This window comes from uncultured Pseudomonas sp. (assembly GCF_913777995.1).
Classification (GTDB): Bacteria; Pseudomonadota; Gammaproteobacteria; order Pseudomonadales; family Pseudomonadaceae; genus Aquipseudomonas.
Map to the genome: position 1 here is coordinate 12,483 of NZ_CAJYVE010000013.1, position 16,365 is coordinate 28,847.

The following is a 16,365-nucleotide window of genomic DNA, read 5'->3' on the forward strand; positions in this document are numbered from 1 at the left end:
TCCTGGCCAGCGTCGCCCGGTAAAGTCAGTGCCCTGGCGAATCCTGGTTGTTGCCCAGGGTTTCCAGCAGGGCGATCTGCATCCGTGAATGCACGCGGATGAACCAGCGCCACAGCAGCGCAGCCACCACGGCCGCGACCAGCAGGATCACCACCAGCAACTCCAGCGTCGGCAGGATGCTGGCCGACAGGGCGGCCAGCAGGATGAAGATGGCCACCAGTGACACCAGCGGGATCACTTCAGCCACCACCTTGCGCACCCTGGCGGTGTGGCGCCCTGCCATTTCAGGCTTGACGCCCATCTCGGCCAGCAGCATCGACAGGGCCTTGAGCTTGCGATAGGCCGCGATCAGAAACGGCAGCGACAGCAACAGCGCCGCCCCACAGATCCAGGCCTTCTGATGGCCGACATCGGCGACCCATTCGCTCATGTACACGCCGATGCGCGCGGCGAAATAACCACCGCAGAAAAAGATCGCAATGACCAGCGCCAGGTTGACGCCCACCTGCAGCAGAATCCGCCGGATCATGGAGGCCAGCATGGCGCCCTGGCCCTGGGGCTGGATGCTGCGCAGCCACTCGCCATACATGGAGAACACCCGCCCGACCCGTCGCGGTACCACACTGGCAAGGCGTATCGACAGCGGGTCGGCGGCGCGGATCAGGTACGGGGTGAGCAAGGTGGTGATGGCCGATACCGCGACCGCCACCGGATAGAGGAAATCGCTGGTGACCTGCAGGGTCATGCCCAGGCCGGCGATGATGAAGGAGAACTCGCCAATCTGCGAAAGCCCCATGCCCACCCGCAGCGAGGTACGCCCGTCGTTACCGGCCAGAAAAGCCCCCAGCCCGCAGGAAATCATCTTGCCCAGCACCACCGCGACGGTAATCACCGCAATCGGCCAGGCGTATTCGAGGAGGATCTGCGGGTCGATCATCAGGCCGATGGCGACGAAGAAGATGGCACTGAACATGTCGCGAATCGGTTCGATCAGCCGCTCGATCTTCAGCAGCTGGCGCGACTCGGCCATGATCGCGCCAATCAGGAAGGCGCCCAGCACCATGCTGTACTCCAGGCGCACCACCAGCAGGCAGAAGCCGAAGCACAGGCCCAGCACCGTGACCAGCAGCATCTCGTCGCTCTCGAAGCGGGCCACGTAGGCCAGCAGGCGCGGTACCAGCAGAATACCGATGACCAGGGCGACGATCATGAACAGCGACAGCTTGCCCACCGTGGAAAACACTTCGCCGGAGCTGACCGCACCGCTGACGGCGATGCCGGATAACAAGGCAATGATGCCAATGCCGAGGATGTCCTCGACGATCAGTACGCCGAAGATCAGCTGGGCGAAGTGCTGGTTCTTCATCTTCAGGTCGTTGAGCGCCTTGACGATGATGGTCGTCGAGGAAATCGCCAGGATCGCGCCGAGGAACAGCGAATCCATGGTGCCCCAGCCGAAATACTGGCCGATCTCGTAGCCGAGCCAGATCATCAGCAGGATTTCCAGGAACGCCGCGATGAACGCCGTGGCGCCGACCTTGAACAGTTTGCGCAGGCTGAACTCCAGGCCCAGACAGAACATCAGGAAGATCACCCCCAGCTCAGCGAGGATCTTGATGGTGTGCTCGTCGTGGATCAGCCCCACCGGCGGGGTGTGCGGGCCGATCAGGAAGCCGGCGACGATGTAGCCCAGTACCACCGGTTGCTTGAGGCGATGAAACACGATGGTCACCACCCCGGCCACCAGCATGATCACGGCCAGGTCCTGGATGAAGTCAACGGCATGCATGGGGGATGGTGCTCCTTGTGGCCATGGCGACGCTGCCTCACGACAGGCTGCACAGCGTGTCGATCAATCCGTGGCAACGCCTGAGATCGCGCTGAATGCGCAGGCAATACCCGCACGAAGATGTTTTGCAGGGTAACACTGCACTCTTCGCCATAAAGCCAGTGCAATATATGGAAACAGATAGATGACCGTGCGTGACGGAACCCCCTCCCCCGACGTCGTGATATCTGCTGTCGGCCCCGTTATCGGAGGCCGGCCAGAGCGCCAGCCGAGGCGCCTTTCTATCCTCCTTGACCGTGAGATGCGCAATGGAACCCGGAAACGCCCAACTGACGATGACCGTACTCATGACCCCGGACATGGCCAACTTCTCGGGCAATGTACATGGCGGCACCCTGCTCAAGTACCTGGACGAAGTGGCCTATGCCTGCGCCGCCCGCTACGCCGGCAGCTATGTAGTGACCCTCTCGGTGGACCAGGTGATCTTCCGCGAGCCGGTCCACGTCGGAGAGCTGGTGACCTTCCTGGCTTCGGTGAACTACACCGGCAACACCTCGATGGAAGTCGGCATCAAAGTGGTCACCGAGAACATCCGTGAGCGCTCGGTGCGGCACAGCAACAGTTGCTTCTTCACCATGGTGGCGGTGGACGACAACCGCAAACCGGTGCGTGTGCCACCGCTGGAGCCACAGACCCCCGATGCCAAGCGGCGTTTCATCCAGGCCCAACAGCGTCGACAGTTGCGTCAGGAGCTGGAAAAGCGCTACCAGGAAATCAAGGAAGAGTCGCTGTAATACCTGGTCAGCAGGACAGGATGCGTTTCATCCGCGATCCTTAACGCTATACAAGTGCAGTCATGCAAATTTTGCAGCATGCGCACTGGCTGACACTCGCTGGACGCAGTTAAGCTTTAGGCTCACCGGCTGGAGCGTTCCGTCATGCTGACCCTGGGTAATATTTCTGTCCTGATGCTGCTGGCCACCGCTGCAGCATGGCTCTGGCATGCCCACGGCCTGCGGGAAAAGGCGCTGGCGCGGGTCAAGCAGCACTGTGCACGGCTCGAGCTGGAACTGCTCGACGACAACGTCGCGTTCAAGCGCCTGGCCTGGGTGGCGGATGCCCAAGGGCACAAACGCCTGGCGCGGGTCTACGGGTTCGAGTTCACCGTGACCGGCGAGCAGCGCCACCCCGGCACCATCACCCAGTTCGGTGCGCACAGCGCGCAAATCGAACTGGCGCCCTACCCCTTCGAGATCAAGCCACCCCAGCCCACCGCCGAGGTCATCCGCCTCGACGAATGGCGCCAGTCACACCAGAAATGGAAACAGTGACCCCTCAGCCCAGGCGACAGCCGGCCAGCCCTCGCTGTAGCGCGGCGGCATCCTGAGCCTCGGTGAAAATCAGCTCCAGCCGCGAATCCTGCCGCCATTCACTGGCCTGCCAGGCCAGTGCTCCACCCTCGAGCGCATTGGCCGCCTGCCAACCCTCTTCAGCGTGAATCACCAGCTTGGCACGCCGCCAGCTCAGCGCACCCAGCCAGTGCTCCACGCGCTGGCGGTCGAAGCGTTGCGAAGGGTGCCAACGCCAGCCGATGCTCCAACCGTCGGCGCTGGCCTGGCTGAGCACCACCGGCTGCTCTTCCCGCGACCACTGGGCAGCCGCTGCCTGCAGGCTGGGTGGCAGTGCCAGGGGCGCGGCGGAAGGGGCTTCCAGCGCCGAGACGTGCAGGCCCGGAAGCTGTTGCAGCGGCAAGCGCCCCTGGCTGCACCAGACCATCGGGCGCTCAGGCAGGGCGGCCAGCACCGCCTGGCGCGCCGCTGCATCGAGCCCTTCCGACTTGTTGAGAACCAGCAGACCGGCGTGCTCCAGCGCCTGGCGCTGGGTATCGGGCAGCGGCTGGCCGGCGGCCAGGACCTGGGCATCGAGCACCAGCAGCGCCGGCATGACACGCAGCACCTCCTGCCAAGGAGCCTGGCGCAGCTGCTCCAGCAACTGCGCGGGGTGGCCCAGTCCCGAGGGTTCGATCAGCAGCCGGTCGGGCCGCGCTTTGCGCAGCAGGCGACCGAGGCCAATCTGGAAAGGCACACCATTGACGCAGCACAGGCAGCCACCTGCCACTTCGCCCAGTGCGATACCATCGGCGCCGGTGGTCAACAAGGCCGCGTCCAGGCCGATCTGGCCAAACTCGTTGATCAGCACGGCCCAGCGCTCGTCAGCGGGCTTGTTGGCCAACAGGTGGCGGATCAGGCTGGTCTTGCCGGCGCCCAAGGGGCCGGCAATCACATGGGTAGGAATGTTCTGCAGCATGCGTTCGCTTCGAGGGGGTAAGGTTTGCAATTCAGAGGCACAGCCGTCCTGATGATGGCGCTGGCGATGATCGCCTCGCAACAGGTGCAGGCAGCCGCCTGTATCGTCCATAGCCAGGCCGAACGCCTGGACGTGAAGGTCTGCCAGGAGAATGTCTCCATCCCGGCCGAGTTGTTCAACGAAGGCTTCTGCAAGCCGCAACTGGCCGGACAGCAGGTCGACGTCAGCTTCGCCGAACACTGCCCTGCGGGGGCCTTCGGGGTGTGCCGCAACGCGCAAGTCGCCAATATGCCTTATCGCGAGCATATCCACTATTACGGGGTGGCCAGCGATGCGCTGTACCTCAAGCCCTACTGCGAACAGCAGAGCCAGGGGCAGTGGCAGACGCCCTAGCCGCTTCTACAGCCAATACTGGTCAGTTAGGCCGTGGGAGCGAGCTTGCTCGCGAAGGCGGCGTCACGTTCACAGCAAGCTCAGCGACTTTGCCAGCTTTTCGCGAGCAAGCTCGCCAACAAAAGCCGAATAGCGTCTAACTGACCAGTATTGCTCCTACAGCCAGTCCAGGGTGAGGATCAGACGCCGCTGGTTGCGCTCCAGTGGTGGCGAACGATGTACCAGCCCGTAACCTTCGTTGCCCGTCCAGCGCTCGCCCTTGAGCAACGCCACTTCGCCGCAATGGATCTGTTGGATGGCAGCGCCTGCCTGCGGCTCGCCCAGGCGTGTGCGGTCCACGTCCGCTTCACGCAACCACTGGCTGCCGACGCCAGCGTAGGTGGTGATCAGCCGCATGGGCACGTGGTCGACGTGAAAGCGTGGGCACATGGCCCTGTCCATGGCGCGCAGGCGCAGCCCGACCTGCTCGGCGCCGAGCAGGCAGGCATAGGCACTGACCAGCCAGCTCACGTCGGCGATGAACCCGGCGTACCCCTGGATGTCGGCGTAGCCGCAAGCCAGGCCGCTGAGGTCCGGCTCGCGCTCTCCTGCGGCAGTGTGCAGGGTAATGGATTCGGAGAGCGGCTCGGCAAGGTTCAGCAACGCGTCGGCGAAGGTCTGGATATGCACCGGCAGCTGGCGTTGCCAGACCGCCAGGTTGACCCCGTCCTGCAGCGCTTCACCGAGAACCTCCGGCGTATCCCCACACACCTGGCGCACGGTGGCGCTAACCGGCAGCACCTTGGCCAGCATCAGGCTGCCTCCTCGGCGGTCTGCCAGACCCCGAACGGATCGGGCAACTGCTGCCAGACCTCGGCCCCAAGCGCCATTTCCTCGTCGTTGAGCAGGCAGGCATCCAGCTCGGCGTTCATGTGTGCGAAATCGATGTTCTGGCCGATGAACACCAGTTCCTGGCGGCAGTCGCCGCTCGCCGGGTCCCATTCCTTCATGATCGCGCCAAGGCTTTCCTGATCCTGCGGCCAGTGAGCCTGGGGCACGAAACGCCACCAGCGGCCGGCCATGCCGTGGCGCATCAGGCCGCCCGCCTGCGACCAGCTGCCCGCTTCCTGATACTTGCTGGCCAGCCAGAAGAACCCCTTGGAGCGCAGCAGCTTGCCGTTGCTCCAGGGCCGCGAGAGGAAGTTGAAAAAGCGCTCGGGATGAAAGGGCCGCCGCGCCCGATAGACCGTTGAAGCGATGCCGTACTCGTCGGTTTCCGGCACATGCTCGCCGCGCAACTCCTGAAGCCAGCCCGGCGCCTGGGCGGCGCGTTCGAAGTTGAACAGCCCGGTGTCGAGGATGGTCGCCAGCGGCACCTGGCCCATGACCATGGGCACGATCTGCGCCTGGCTGTTGAGCCGCGCCAGGATGGCCATGAGTTCTTCGCGTTCGCTGGAGCTGATCAGGTCGATCTTGCTGAGCAGGATCACGTCGGCGAACTCGATCTGCTCGATCAGCAGGTCAGTGATCGAGCGCTCGTCGTCCTCACCCAGGGTTTCGCCACGGCTCTCCAAGCTTTCGGCCGCCTGGTAATCGAGCAGGAAATTCACCCCGTCGACCACGGTGACCATGGTGTCCAGGCGCGCGATATCCGAAAGGCTCTGCCCGGTCTCGTCGCGGAAGGTGAAGGTTTCGGCCACCGGCAGCGGCTCGGAGATGCCCGTGGACTCGATCAGCAGGTAGTCGAAGCGCCCTTCGCGGGCCAGGCGGCTGACCTCTTCGAGCAGGTCTTCGCGCAGCGTGCAGCAGATGCAGCCGTTGCTCATTTCCACCAGTTTCTCGTCGGCGCGGTTGAGGGTGACATCGCGCTGCACTTCGCTGCCGTCGATGTTGATCTCACTCATGTCATTGACGATTACCGCTACGCGCAGGTCTTCGCGGTTGCGCAGCACATGGTTGAGCAGGGTGCTCTTACCGGCACCGAGGAAGCCGGAAAGGACGGTAACGGGTAAACGGTTCGACATCGGGCTCACCATCAGGGTAGTCAGGCTTGGGGCATATTCGGTTAGGCTGCGTCGAGCTCTGCTGGCTCGGTGACAGAGCATGGAACACTGACAATGTTATATTATAACCAAACAGAATTGCCAACCTGCCGACGAGGGGCTCACGCATGCGCTGGACGTTTTTGCTGACTTTGATGCTGCTGTGCAGCGGCGGGGTGCAGGCGATGGGAATGGCTCGGCCGAGCGACCAGGCCATCTGCACGCGCAGCTTGAACCTGCTGGCCTGCAGCGATGAGTTGGGTAACTTCTATTCGGTCGCGACGCAGGGCCGCGCCAGTTACCTGCGCGGCTATGAGGCGGCGGATGAAAGACGCTGGGCACAGACCAACAGCCGCTACGGGCAGCTGACTTTCTTTACCGGGCTGGCCTCAGACGGCGAGATCTGGATCGGTACTATCCAGCGCGTGGGTTGGACTACCGTGACCCGGGTGTCCAGCTCCAAGGGCACCCGCAGCAGCATCAGCTGCGGGCGTCTGACCGGGTGTCACTAGCAAAGACGTTGATAAGCCTGGAAAATGTTCCACGTGGAACATCGACACTTCAGGTGCGCGGCGCGACGGTTCCACATTGCGCGCCCAACCACACGGCACGGGTATCGAGGCTGCCGGTTTGCTGTTTCCCCGAGGCATTGAAAGTGCCGTTCACATGGGTGGTGAATTCGCGATCACTGACGAACTGCGCCTGCCCGGTGCCCTGCGCACGCGGGCAACTGAACTGGAAGTTCCAGGTCTGACCATTGCGTGCAGTGACCTTCTGGTTGCAGCTAGACTTGGGATCGGTCAACGGGATGTCGTCAGCCTTCACCTGCTGCTCGGTCAGGCAAAAGCGCACGCCTTGGCCACCGAGGGTAATACCCTGCTTCTGCATGGCCTGCTCCATCATCGCCCGTTGCTCTGGCGGCAGGTTCTTCAGCTGCCCCAGCATGAACTGCATGTCTGGCAACGCCTGCCCATCGACCTGCATGTTGCTGGAGGTCAGCTCCCATAAACCCGGTTGCAGCATCTGGGCCTGTGCCATTGGTGCGGCCAGGCAGAACATCCAAGCCAACATGCGTTTGTTCATCTAGGGATTCCTCGTGGGGCCAATCGGATAACGGCGTACAGCACGCTGTGGCTTAGACGACACAGACCCGCCGCCGTTGCATGACGAATTGAATAGCGACAAATAAGGCCTGCTATGGTCTGTTAGGCATGACGATATGCAGGAGCCTCCATGGATTACCACAGCCCGTATTTTTTCGGTTATGTGCTGGGTTTCATTCATCTGCTGGGCAGCGCCGCTGCCATCCACGCGCTGCTGACCGTACGCACCGCGCAGGGCGCCATTGCCTGGGCGATGTCGCTGGTGTTCATTCCCTACATCACACTGATTCCGTACCTGGTGTTTGGCCGCAGTTCCTTCGATGCCTACATCAAGGCGCGGCGCCTGGCCAACAAAGAGATGAAGCACGCCATCAGCAACCTGAACTGGCGGCCCTGGATCGACGAAGCGGTAGCCGCTCGGCGTTCCGAAGCCTATGCGGCGTTGCGCGCCATGCCGCGCCTGGGGCACATGCCGGCACTGGCCAACAATGAGGTGCGCCTGCTGATCAACGGCCAGGCCAGCTTCGCCGCCATCTTCGAAGCGATTCGCCAGGCCCGGCAAACGGTGCTGGTGCAGTTCTTCATCATCCACGACGACGACCTGGGCCGGCGCCTGCAGGACCTGCTGTTGCAGAAGGCGGCCGAGGGTGTGGCGATCTACGTGCTCTACGACCGCATCGGCAGCCATGCCCTGCCCGCCAGCTACGTGGAAAAACTGCGCGCTGGCGGCGTGAGGATCAAGGCCTTCGCCACCCACGGTGGCTGGCTTAACCGTTTCCAGATCAACTTCCGTAACCACCGCAAGATTGTGGTGGTCGATGGCCTGAAAGGCTATCTGGGCGGGCACAACGTTGGCGATGAATACCTGGGCCTCAAGCCACCGCTGTCACCCTGGCGCGACACCCACGTAGAAGTCATCGGCCCGGTGGTGGCTTGCCTGCAGGAGAGCTTCGCCGAGGACTGGTTCTGGGCTACCCGCCAACTGCCGCCGCTGAGCCTGCCCGACAGCTTTCCCGAAGACGGGGTACTGTGCCAGCTGCTGGCCAGCGGTCCGGCGGATGCCCAAGAGACCTGCTCGCTGTTCTTCGTCGAAGCGATTCACTCGGCCCAGCGCCGCTTGTGGATCACCAGCCCGTATTTCGTGCCCGATGAGGCCGTGTCGGCCGCCCTGCACCTGGCAGTGCTGCGCGGTGTCGATGTGCGCATCCTGCTGCCGTCGCGCCCGGACCATTACGTGGTGTATGCCGCATCCAGCCTCTACGCCTTCGCGGCGGTGCGCAGCGGCGTGCGGGTGTTTCGCTACCAGCCGGGCTTCCTGCACCAGAAGGTGGTCCTGGTGGATGACGAAGTCACCGCCATCGGCAGCGCCAACCTGGACAACCGCTCGTTCCGCCTCAACTTCGAACTCATGCTGCTCACCGTCGACCCGGTCTTCGCCAGCCAGGTCGAGGCCATGCTGGTCGCCGACTTCGAGCTGGCTCGGGAGATCACCGTGCAGGACAGCCGCGAAACCCGGCGCCTGCACCAATTGGGCATGCGCGTGGCACGGCTGATCTCGCCCATCCTGTGAGGCGCCTGGCTCAGCGATAGAGGTCTTCGCGGGTCAGCGGCAGGTCGTGGCTGCCGTCGGCCAGGGGTTTGACGGTGAGAATCTGATGCAGGTTGATCCAGCCCTTGGCGAAGGCATAGGCACAGCCGGCCAGGTACAGGCGCCAGATGCGCAGGCTCTGCTCCGAAACCAGAGCCTGGGCCTCGGCCAGATGCGCTTCGAGCCGCGCACTCCAGTGGTTGAGGGTCTTGGCGTAATGCAGGCGCAGACTTTCCACGTCGACGATCTCCAGGCCGGCCTCGCTCAGGTGCCCGCCGATCATCACCAGGTGCGGCAGCTCACCATTGGGAAACACATAGCGGTCGATGAACTCACCAGCACCGCGCCCCACCGGCCGACCATCGACGTGCCGGGCGGTGATGCCGTGGTTCATCACCAGGCCGCCCTCCTTCACCGCGCCGAACAGGCAGCGGGCATACAGCGGCAGGTTGGCATGCCCGACATGCTCGAACATGCCGACGCTGACCACCTTGTCGAAGCGGCCATCCTGCGGCAGGTCGCGGTAGTCGAGCAGCCGCAGCTCGACACGATCCTGCAAGCCTTCGGCCTCGACACGCTGTTGCGCCAGGGCCAGTTGCTGATGGCTCAGGGTGATGCCGAATACTCGCGCGCCGTATTCGCGTGCCGCGAAACGCGCCAGCCCTCCCCACCCACAGCCGACGTCCAGCAAGTAATCGCCGGGCTGCAGGCGCAGCTTGCGGCACAGGTGGTGGAATTTGTCCTGCTGGGCCTGCTCCAGGCTTTGCTCGCCGGTCTTGAAGTAGGCGCAGGAGTAGACCATGTCGCGGTCCAGCCACAACTGGTAGAAGGCATTGGACAAGTCGTAGTGGTAGGCAATGGACGCCGCGTCGAGGTCCTTGTCATGGGCCCGGCGCGCCACACCCTCCTCGGCCTCCGGGCCGCCCAGGGCGCTGGTCAGTTCGTCGCAGACTCGCACCACTTCGCTGATCGGCCCTTCGACGTCCAGGCGTCCTTCGACGAAGGCGCTGCCCAGCAGGTCGAGGCTCGGGTGGCTGAAGTCGGACACCAGCAGCGGGTCCTTGACCAGAATGGTGATACCGGGGTCTGGCCCCAGGTCGATCTGCTGACCGTCCCAGAGCTTTAGCCGCAGTGGCAGACGAAGCGCTTGCAAGGCCGTCGGAAGTTGCGCGTGCATCACAGTAAACCTCCTTACCCAGTCACATCGGAAAAAGGTAGTTCAGATATGCGAGCGGCTTACGACCGCTAGCCTACTGGTCAACAAGACCTTTCCTGCACCAATACAGGAAAGGGATCACGTTTTACTTCAACTGCTCCTGTACGAAACGGCGCCATCCGCCGATGATGCGCCCAGCTACCCTGCAAGGACGAACTGCTTTGATTTCTATCTACCAGCTCAAACCACGCTTTCAGAATCTGCTGCGCCCGTTGGTGCAACGCCTCCATGACCAGGGCTTCACCGCCAACCAGGTCACCTTGGGCGCGTGCCTGGTGTCACTGCTGGTCGGCGCCCTGGTCGCCGCCGGCATCCCGCACCAATGGATTTTCGTGCTCATTCCGGCGTGGATGATCCTGCGCATGGCGCTCAATGCCATCGACGGCATGCTGGCCCGGGAGTTCGGCCAGAAGTCGCGCCTGGGCGCCTACCTCAACGAACTGACCGACGTCATCGCCGACAGCGCGCTGTTCCTGCCCTTCGCCCTCTTGCCTGGCGTCAGCGCGGCACTGGTGGTGCTGGTCACCCTGCTGGCCATCGTCAGCGAATACGCCGGTGTGCTCGGCCCGATGATCGGCGCGTCACGCCGCTACGACGGGCCGATGGGCAAAAGCGACCGCGCCTTCGTCTTCGGCGTCCTGGGCGCAGGCGTGGCCTGCGGAATATTGGCGCCGTTGTGGATAAATATCCTCCTCGCCGTGGTCACAGGCCTGCTGATCTACACCGTGGTCAACCGGGTGCGCCAGGGACTAGCGGAAGACAGCGGATCCGCCCAGTAAATTCTCCCCGGTTCGATGAAATCTTGTTGGCATAAGGAGTTCGCATGCGCGACGTGATTGCTCTGCATTTCGCCACCCACGACGGTGTCGAGCTGTTCTATCGGCACTGGCCCGCCATGGGTCAGGCGCCGGGCAAGACGCGCCAGGCCATCGTGCTGCTGCACCGCGGCCACGAGCACTCCGGACGTATCGCCCACCTGGTCGAAGAACTCGACCTGCCGGGCTTCGATTTCTTCGCCTGGGACGCGCGGGGCCACGGCCAGTCGCCAGGCGCCCGCGGCGACAGCCCGAGCTTTGCGACCACGGTGCGCGACCTGCAGACCTTCATCGAGCACATCGGTGCCAGCCATGGCGTCGAGGCCGGCAACATCGCGGTGGTGGCGCAGAGCGTTGGCGCGGTGGTCGCCGCCACCTGGGCCCATGACTATGCGCCCAGAATACGCGCCATGGTGCTCGCCTCCCCGGCGTTCAAGGTCAAGCTCTACGTGCCCTTCGCTCGCCAGGGCCTGGCGCTGCTGCGTCGTCTGAAGGGCAATTTCTTCGTCAACAGCTATGTGAAATCGCGCCTGCTGACCCACGACCGGCATCGCCAGGTGAGCTACGACAGCGACCCGCTGATCGCCAAGGCGATTTCGGTCAACGTGCTGCTGGGCCTGTACGAAGCCGCCGAACGGGTGGTGGCCGATGCCCAGGCCATCCAGGTGCCGACCCAGTTGCTGATTTCCGGCGCGGACTTCGTGGTCCACCGTAAGCCGCAGGAGCAGTTCTTCGAACGCCTGGGCAGCCTGCACAAAGAGCAGCACATCTTGCCGGGCTTCTTCCACGACACCTTGGGCGAGCGCGACCGTGAGCAGGCTCTGAGCCGTATCCGTCGTTTCGTCCTGCACGCCTTCGAGCAACCCGTACAGCGCCCTGCCCTGCTGGACGCCGACCGGGTCGGTGCGATCTGCGCCGAGGCCGAAGCCCTCGCCGCACCCTTGCCGCGCAACTCGGCGCGTGACCTGTACTGGCGCCTGACCCGAGCCAGCATGCGCCTGGGCAGTTCATTGTCTGCAGGGGTGAAGCTGGGCTTCGATACCGGCTTCGACTCCGGCAGCACCCTGGACTACGTGTACCGCAACCAGCCCACCGGACGCGGCGGCCTGGGCCGACTGATCGACCGCAATTACCTGGAGTCGATCGGCTGGCGCGGCATTCGCCAGCGCAAGGTGAACATCGAAGAGCTGCTGCGCCTGGCCATGCAGCGCCTGCGCGACGCCCAGCGCCCAGTGCGCATCGTCGACATCGCCGCCGGCCACGGGCGCTACATCCTCGAATCGCTCAAGGGCGTCGAACCGCTGCCCGAGTCGATCCTGCTGCGCGACTACAGCGACCTCAACGTTCAGCAGGGCAGCGCGTTGATCGAACAGCTGGACCTCGACGAGATTGCCCGCTTCATCAAGGCCGACGCCTTCGACCGTGACAACCTCGCCGCCCTCGACCCCAAGCCGACCCTGGCCGTGGTTTCCGGCCTCTACGAACTGTTCGCCAGCAACCGCATGGTCGGCGACTCGCTGGCGGGCCTGGCCGCCGCCGTGGAACCGGGTGGCTACCTGGTCTACACCGGGCAGCCTTGGCACCCGCAACTGGAGCTGATCGCCCGTGCCCTGACCAGCCATCGCGGCGGCCAGGCCTGGGTGATGCGCCGTCGCAGCCAGGCCGAGATGGACCAACTGGTGGAAGCGGCAGGCTTTCGCAAGATCACCCAGCGCATCGACGAATGGGGGATCTTCAGCGTGTCGCTCGCGCAGCGTCTGCCGTGAGCCCGGCCCGCGAACCCGGCCTATGGAAAAGGGCCGTCGTCTGGCTGCTGTTGCTGGCGCCGTTCTTCTTTGGCAGCTATGGCTTCGCCACCTGGTACACGGCGCAGCGCAGCGACGTCGGCAGCCTGGTATTCGCCTGGGAAAGCCATATGCCGTTCTGGGCCTGGACCATCGTGCCGTACTGGTCCATCGACCTGCTCTACGGTTTTTCGCTGCTCGCCTGTCTGACCCGCCGCCAACTGGATACCCACGCCCTGCGCCTGTTCAGCGCGCAACTGCTGGCGGTCTCGTGCTTCCTGCTCTGGCCGTTGCGCTTCACCTTCCAGCGCCCGGACATGGACGGCCTGTTCGGCTGGCTGTTCGACGTGCTGGCCGGCTTCGACAAGCCGTTCAATCAGGCACCCTCATTGCACATCGCCCTGCTGGTGATTCTCTGGGTGTGCTACGAGCGCTACCTGCGAGTTTTCCATAGGGCCTGGCGCTGGCTGCTGCATGGCTGGTTCGCGTTGATCGGCCTGTCGGTGCTGACCACCTGGCAACACCATTTCATCGACGTGCCCACCGGTGCGTTGGCCGGCTGGTTCTGCGTGTGGCTGTGGCCCGACCAGGGCCGCAGCCCCCTGCTGAGCATGTGCCTGGCCCGCGATGCGGCACGCTGGCGACTCGCCGGCACCTACCTGCTGGGCGCCAGCGGACTCGGCGCCACGGGCCTGGCGCTGGGCGGTGCCGGCCTGTGGCTGCTGTGGCCGGCCTTGTCGTTGTCGATGGTGGGGCTCAACTACCTGCTGTTCGGTGCCCAGGGCTTCCAGAAGCGCGAGGACGGCCAGTTATCCCCCGCGGTTCGCTGGCTGCTGGCGCCTTACCTGCTCTGTGCCTGGATCAATTCACGGCTGTGGACAAGAAAACGGCCGGCCCCCGACCGGGTTGTGGACAACCTCTGGTTGGGTCGCCTGCCCGCTGCGCGAGAGCTGCAACCCTTCGCCGCCATTGTGGATATCTGTGCCGAATTGCCCGTGAGGCCGGGGCCACGCGTTTATCACCGCCTGGCTCAGCTCGATCTGCTGGCCCCAGACGCCGGGCAATGCCTGGCGGCCGCTCAGGCCATCGAAGCCGCCCGCCATGCCGGCGCGACTCTGGTGTGCTGCGCGCTGGGCTATTCACGCAGCGCCACCGCCGTCGCGGCCTGGCTGCTGTATACCCGGCGCGCCGACACTGTGGATAACGCCGTGGCGCAGGTTCGCCAGGCGCGTCCGGGCGTGGTCCTCAAGGCCCCGCACCTGCGCGCCCTGCACGCCATGCTGGGCGCGTGCAGCCAGGCAGCGGAGGTTTCCCATGCACCCTGACATGCACCTGCACATCATTGCCGGCCTGCTGCGTCGCGGCCATGCCCTCGATCAGTTGTCCACAGGGCTGACCCTGCTCAGCGTGGTGCTGGGTCTTGTCCCCCTGTGGATAAACACACCCGCCCTGCCCGTTGCAATGCTGGCGGCCTGCCTGATGCTGCTCGGACTTGTGGAAAAGTACTACGCACTGCGCGTGGCGTTTGACGCCGAGCTGTTCCAGACCCTGGCCAGCGACACCACGCACCTGACGGCAAACACCCGGGCACTGGACCAGGCGCTGACCGGCCTGGGCCTGCAACCGGCGGGCAAGGCCGGCCGCCCCTGGGCCGAACGCAGTCAGGGCGCGTTGAAGCTGTTGCGCCAACAGGTGCTGTTCGTGGCCCTGCAGTGTGTGCTGCTGTTGGGCACCTTGCTGATTTACCCATGGCTCGCCATGTTCCATTGAAGGAAATCCCATGCTCGAATCCCTGGTCGCCTCATTGATCACCGCCGGCGCACGCAGCGTGACCGGCGCCCGCAGCCTGTGGCTGGGCTGTACCCCCCAGGCCACGCAGCGCATCTACTTCGCCAACCACACCAGCCACGGTGACTTCGTGCTGCTCTGGGCCTCGCTGCCGCGTGAGCTGCGCCGTTTCACCCGTCCGGTGGCGGGTGCCGACTACTGGCTGCACGGCAGGCTGCGCCCTTACATCATCAACCGGGTGTTCCATGGCGTACTGGTCGACCGTACCCGCAAGGACGAACAGGCCAACCCGCTGCAACCGATGCTCGATGCCCTGGGGCTGGGTTATTCACTGATCATCTTCCCGGAAGGCACACGCAACCCCGACGAAGGCCTGCTGCCGTTCAAGAGCGGCATCTACCACCTGGCGAAAAGTTATCCACAAGCCGAGCTGGTGCCGGTGTGGATTTCCAACCTCAACCGGGTCATGCCCAAGGGCCGCATGCTGCCCCTGCCCCTGCTGTGCACCACCAGCTTCGGCGCGCCGCTGCAACTGGGTGAAGACGAAAGCAAAGAGCAATTCCTCGCCCGCAGCCGTGACGCGCTGCTGGCCCTGGCGGCGGAGCAGTAACGATGGAAAACCAGACTCAACTGTTGTTCATGGGCATCGGCGTCATCCTGCTGCTGGCCTCGGTGATCGGCCATGTGCTCAAGCTCAAGGCACGCGGCCCGCACGCGGTGATCGACAACCTCAACGCGCGCATCCACGCCTGGTGGGTGATGGTCATCGTCATCGGCATCGCCTTCTGGCTGGGCTATGGCGCCGTGATCCTGCTGTTCTACGCGGTGTCGTTCTATGCCCTGCGCGAATTTCTCACCCTGACCCCCACGCGGCGCAGCGACTACCCGGCGCTGGTGGCCGCGTTCTACCTGGCCCTGCCCCTGCAGTACGTGCTGATCGCCATCGACTGGTACGGCCTGTACTCGATCTTCATCCCGGTCTATGTGTTCCTGCTGCTGCCGATCCTCGCCTCGCTGGGCGGCGACAGCCAACACTTCCTGGAGCGTGCCTCCAAGGTGCAGTGGGGACTGATGATCGCGGTGTTCTGTGTGTCGTACGTACCCGCCTTGCTGACCCTGGACATCGTCGGCTATGAAGGCCGCAACCTGCTGCTGATCGCCTTCCTGGTCATCGTGGTGCAGCTGTCGGACGTGCTGCAGTACGTGTGCGGCAAGCTGTTCGGCAAACGCAAGATCGCCCCTAACCTCTCCCCCTCCAAGACCGTTGAGGGCTTCGTTGGCGGCATCCTGCTGGCTTCGATGATCGGTGCCGGGCTGTGGTGGATCACCCCGTTCTCGCCGGTGCAGGCGTTCTTCATCGCCCTGCTGATCAACCTGCTGGGCTTTGCCGGCGGCATCGTGATGTCGGCGATCAAGCGCGACCGGGGCGTGAAGGACTGGGGCCACATGATCGAAGGCCACGGCGGCATGCTCGACCGCATCGACTCGGTGTGTTTCGCGGCGCCGATCTTCTTCCACCTGGTGCGTTACTGGTGGACCTGAACGCAGGCAGTTGATATCA

17 protein-coding genes are annotated in these 16,365 nt (G+C 64.1%); 11 read left to right on the top strand and 6 right to left on the bottom strand.

The features are described from left to right. Positions 1 to 25: 25 nt before the first annotated feature. Positions 26 to 1,789 (bottom strand): cation:proton antiporter, encoded by a 1,764-nt coding sequence (locus QZ497_RS05250; protein ID WP_295471794.1) that lies wholly within the window; start codon positions 1,787 to 1,789, stop codon positions 26 to 28. 308 nt (positions 1,790 to 2,097) lie between these two features. Between QZ497_RS05250 and QZ497_RS05255 the strand changes: the two genes are divergently transcribed. Continuing rightward, positions 2,098 to 2,583 (top strand): acyl-CoA thioesterase, encoded by a 486-nt coding sequence (locus QZ497_RS05255; protein WP_295471796.1) that lies wholly within the window; start codon positions 2,098 to 2,100, stop codon positions 2,581 to 2,583. Between the two features lie 144 nt (positions 2,584 to 2,727). Beyond that, positions 2,728 to 3,120: a DUF3301 domain-containing protein gene (locus tag QZ497_RS05260; RefSeq protein WP_295471799.1), complete on the top strand. Its 393-nt coding sequence runs from the start codon at positions 2,728 to 2,730 to the stop codon at positions 3,118 to 3,120. A gap of 4 nt (positions 3,121 to 3,124) precedes the next feature. Here the strand turns inward: QZ497_RS05260 and QZ497_RS05265 are convergent, their stop codons facing one another. Further along, positions 3,125 to 4,096, bottom strand: coding sequence for a GTP-binding protein (locus tag QZ497_RS05265; RefSeq protein WP_295471801.1), 972 nt, complete (start codon positions 4,094 to 4,096; stop codon positions 3,125 to 3,127). Between the two features lie 24 nt (positions 4,097 to 4,120). Between QZ497_RS05265 and QZ497_RS05270 the strand changes: the two genes are divergently transcribed. Beyond that, positions 4,121 to 4,489 (top strand): NADH:ubiquinone oxidoreductase, encoded by a 369-nt coding sequence (locus tag QZ497_RS05270; RefSeq protein WP_295471804.1) that lies wholly within the window; start codon positions 4,121 to 4,123, stop codon positions 4,487 to 4,489. A 156-nt stretch (positions 4,490 to 4,645) separates the two neighbouring features. Here the strand turns inward: QZ497_RS05270 and QZ497_RS05275 are convergent, their stop codons facing one another. Both QZ497_RS05275 and zigA read right to left on the bottom strand, forming a co-directional pair. Continuing rightward, positions 4,646 to 5,281 (bottom strand): DUF1826 domain-containing protein, encoded by a 636-nt coding sequence (locus tag QZ497_RS05275; protein WP_295471806.1) that lies wholly within the window; start codon positions 5,279 to 5,281, stop codon positions 4,646 to 4,648. Continuing rightward, positions 5,281 to 6,492, bottom strand: coding sequence for a zinc metallochaperone GTPase ZigA (zigA, locus tag QZ497_RS05280; RefSeq protein WP_295471809.1), 1,212 nt, complete (start codon positions 6,490 to 6,492; stop codon positions 5,281 to 5,283). Before zigA ends, QZ497_RS05275 begins: the two co-directional genes overlap by 1 nt. Before the next feature lie 173 nt (positions 6,493 to 6,665). Here zigA and QZ497_RS05285 point away from each other — a divergent pair, with 173 nt between their 5' ends. After that, positions 6,666 to 7,022 (top strand): glutamine synthetase, encoded by a 357-nt coding sequence (locus QZ497_RS05285; protein WP_295472088.1) that lies wholly within the window; start codon positions 6,666 to 6,668, stop codon positions 7,020 to 7,022. A 49-nt stretch (positions 7,023 to 7,071) separates the two neighbouring features. Here the strand turns inward: QZ497_RS05285 and QZ497_RS05290 are convergent, their stop codons facing one another. Then, the gene (locus QZ497_RS05290) at positions 7,072 to 7,593 is read right to left on the bottom strand and encodes a DUF3617 domain-containing protein (protein WP_295471812.1); all 522 of its coding nucleotides are present in this window, start codon (positions 7,591 to 7,593) and stop codon (positions 7,072 to 7,074) included. A 150-nt stretch (positions 7,594 to 7,743) separates the two neighbouring features. Between QZ497_RS05290 and cls the strand changes: the two genes are divergently transcribed. Continuing rightward, positions 7,744 to 9,183: a cardiolipin synthase gene (gene cls, locus QZ497_RS05295; RefSeq protein ID WP_295471814.1), complete on the top strand. Its 1,440-nt coding sequence runs from the start codon at positions 7,744 to 7,746 to the stop codon at positions 9,181 to 9,183. A 10-nt stretch (positions 9,184 to 9,193) separates the two neighbouring features. Here cls and cfaB read toward each other — a convergent pair whose 3' ends face one another. Beyond that, positions 9,194 to 10,378: a C17 cyclopropane fatty acid synthase CfaB gene (gene cfaB / locus QZ497_RS05300; RefSeq protein ID WP_295471816.1), complete on the bottom strand. Its 1,185-nt coding sequence runs from the start codon at positions 10,376 to 10,378 to the stop codon at positions 9,194 to 9,196. A gap of 200 nt (positions 10,379 to 10,578) precedes the next feature. Between cfaB and QZ497_RS05305 the strand changes: the two genes are divergently transcribed. From QZ497_RS05305 to QZ497_RS05330, 6 genes are read left to right on the top strand one after another with little or no spacing between them, the layout of a single operon-like run. Next, positions 10,579 to 11,196: a CDP-alcohol phosphatidyltransferase family protein gene (locus QZ497_RS05305; protein ID WP_295471819.1), complete on the top strand. Its 618-nt coding sequence runs from the start codon at positions 10,579 to 10,581 to the stop codon at positions 11,194 to 11,196. Positions 11,197 to 11,240: 44 nt separating this feature from the next. Next, positions 11,241 to 12,998 carry a bifunctional alpha/beta hydrolase/class I SAM-dependent methyltransferase gene (locus QZ497_RS05310; protein ID WP_295471821.1) on the top strand — a complete coding sequence of 586 codons (1,758 nt, stop codon included), beginning with the start codon at positions 11,241 to 11,243 and terminating at the stop codon, positions 12,996 to 12,998. After that, positions 12,995 to 14,341, top strand: a complete 1,347-nt coding sequence (locus tag QZ497_RS05315) for a phosphatase PAP2/dual specificity phosphatase family protein (RefSeq protein WP_295471823.1) — start codon at positions 12,995 to 12,997, stop codon at positions 14,339 to 14,341. Before QZ497_RS05310 ends, QZ497_RS05315 begins: the two co-directional genes overlap by 4 nt. Further along, positions 14,331 to 14,786 (top strand): hypothetical protein, encoded by a 456-nt coding sequence (locus QZ497_RS05320; protein WP_295471825.1) that lies wholly within the window; start codon positions 14,331 to 14,333, stop codon positions 14,784 to 14,786. The genes QZ497_RS05315 and QZ497_RS05320 overlap by 11 nt, the downstream gene beginning before the upstream one ends. Before the next feature lie 10 nt (positions 14,787 to 14,796). Then, positions 14,797 to 15,414, top strand: a complete 618-nt coding sequence (locus QZ497_RS05325; protein WP_295471828.1) for a 1-acyl-sn-glycerol-3-phosphate acyltransferase — start codon at positions 14,797 to 14,799, stop codon at positions 15,412 to 15,414. Between the two features lie 2 nt (positions 15,415 to 15,416). Further along, positions 15,417 to 16,346: a phosphatidate cytidylyltransferase gene (locus tag QZ497_RS05330; RefSeq protein ID WP_295471830.1), complete on the top strand. Its 930-nt coding sequence runs from the start codon at positions 15,417 to 15,419 to the stop codon at positions 16,344 to 16,346. The last annotated feature ends 19 nt before the right edge of the window (positions 16,347 to 16,365 follow it).

What these genes read in the sequence shown, in the direction of transcription:
- QZ497_RS05290 (WP_295471812.1), bottom strand. Translation starts at nt 7,593, where the DNA reads ATGAACAAACGCATGTTGGCTTGGATGTTCTGCCTGGCCGCACCAATG.
- QZ497_RS05260 (WP_295471799.1), top strand. Translation starts at nt 2,728, where the DNA reads ATGCTGACCCTGGGTAATATTTCTGTCCTGATGCTGCTGGCCACCGCT.
- cls (WP_295471814.1), top strand. Translation starts at nt 7,744, where the DNA reads ATGGATTACCACAGCCCGTATTTTTTCGGTTATGTGCTGGGTTTCATT.
- QZ497_RS05255 (WP_295471796.1), top strand. Translation starts at nt 2,098, where the DNA reads ATGGAACCCGGAAACGCCCAACTGACGATGACCGTACTCATGACCCCG.
- QZ497_RS05275 (WP_295471806.1), bottom strand. Translation starts at nt 5,281, where the DNA reads ATGCTGGCCAAGGTGCTGCCGGTTAGCGCCACCGTGCGCCAGGTGTGT.
- QZ497_RS05310 (WP_295471821.1), top strand. Translation starts at nt 11,241, where the DNA reads ATGCGCGACGTGATTGCTCTGCATTTCGCCACCCACGACGGTGTCGAG.
- QZ497_RS05325 (WP_295471828.1), top strand. Translation starts at nt 14,797, where the DNA reads ATGCTCGAATCCCTGGTCGCCTCATTGATCACCGCCGGCGCACGCAGC.
- QZ497_RS05250 (WP_295471794.1), bottom strand. Translation starts at nt 1,789, where the DNA reads ATGCATGCCGTTGACTTCATCCAGGACCTGGCCGTGATCATGCTGGTG.
- QZ497_RS05265 (WP_295471801.1), bottom strand. Translation starts at nt 4,096, where the DNA reads ATGCTGCAGAACATTCCTACCCATGTGATTGCCGGCCCCTTGGGCGCC.
- QZ497_RS05330 (WP_295471830.1), top strand. Translation starts at nt 15,417, where the DNA reads ATGGAAAACCAGACTCAACTGTTGTTCATGGGCATCGGCGTCATCCTG.
- QZ497_RS05285 (WP_295472088.1), top strand. Translation starts at nt 6,666, where the DNA reads ATGCTGCTGTGCAGCGGCGGGGTGCAGGCGATGGGAATGGCTCGGCCG.
- QZ497_RS05320 (WP_295471825.1), top strand. Translation starts at nt 14,331, where the DNA reads ATGCACCCTGACATGCACCTGCACATCATTGCCGGCCTGCTGCGTCGC.
- zigA (WP_295471809.1), bottom strand. Translation starts at nt 6,492, where the DNA reads ATGTCGAACCGTTTACCCGTTACCGTCCTTTCCGGCTTCCTCGGTGCC.
- cfaB (WP_295471816.1), bottom strand. Translation starts at nt 10,378, where the DNA reads ATGCACGCGCAACTTCCGACGGCCTTGCAAGCGCTTCGTCTGCCACTG.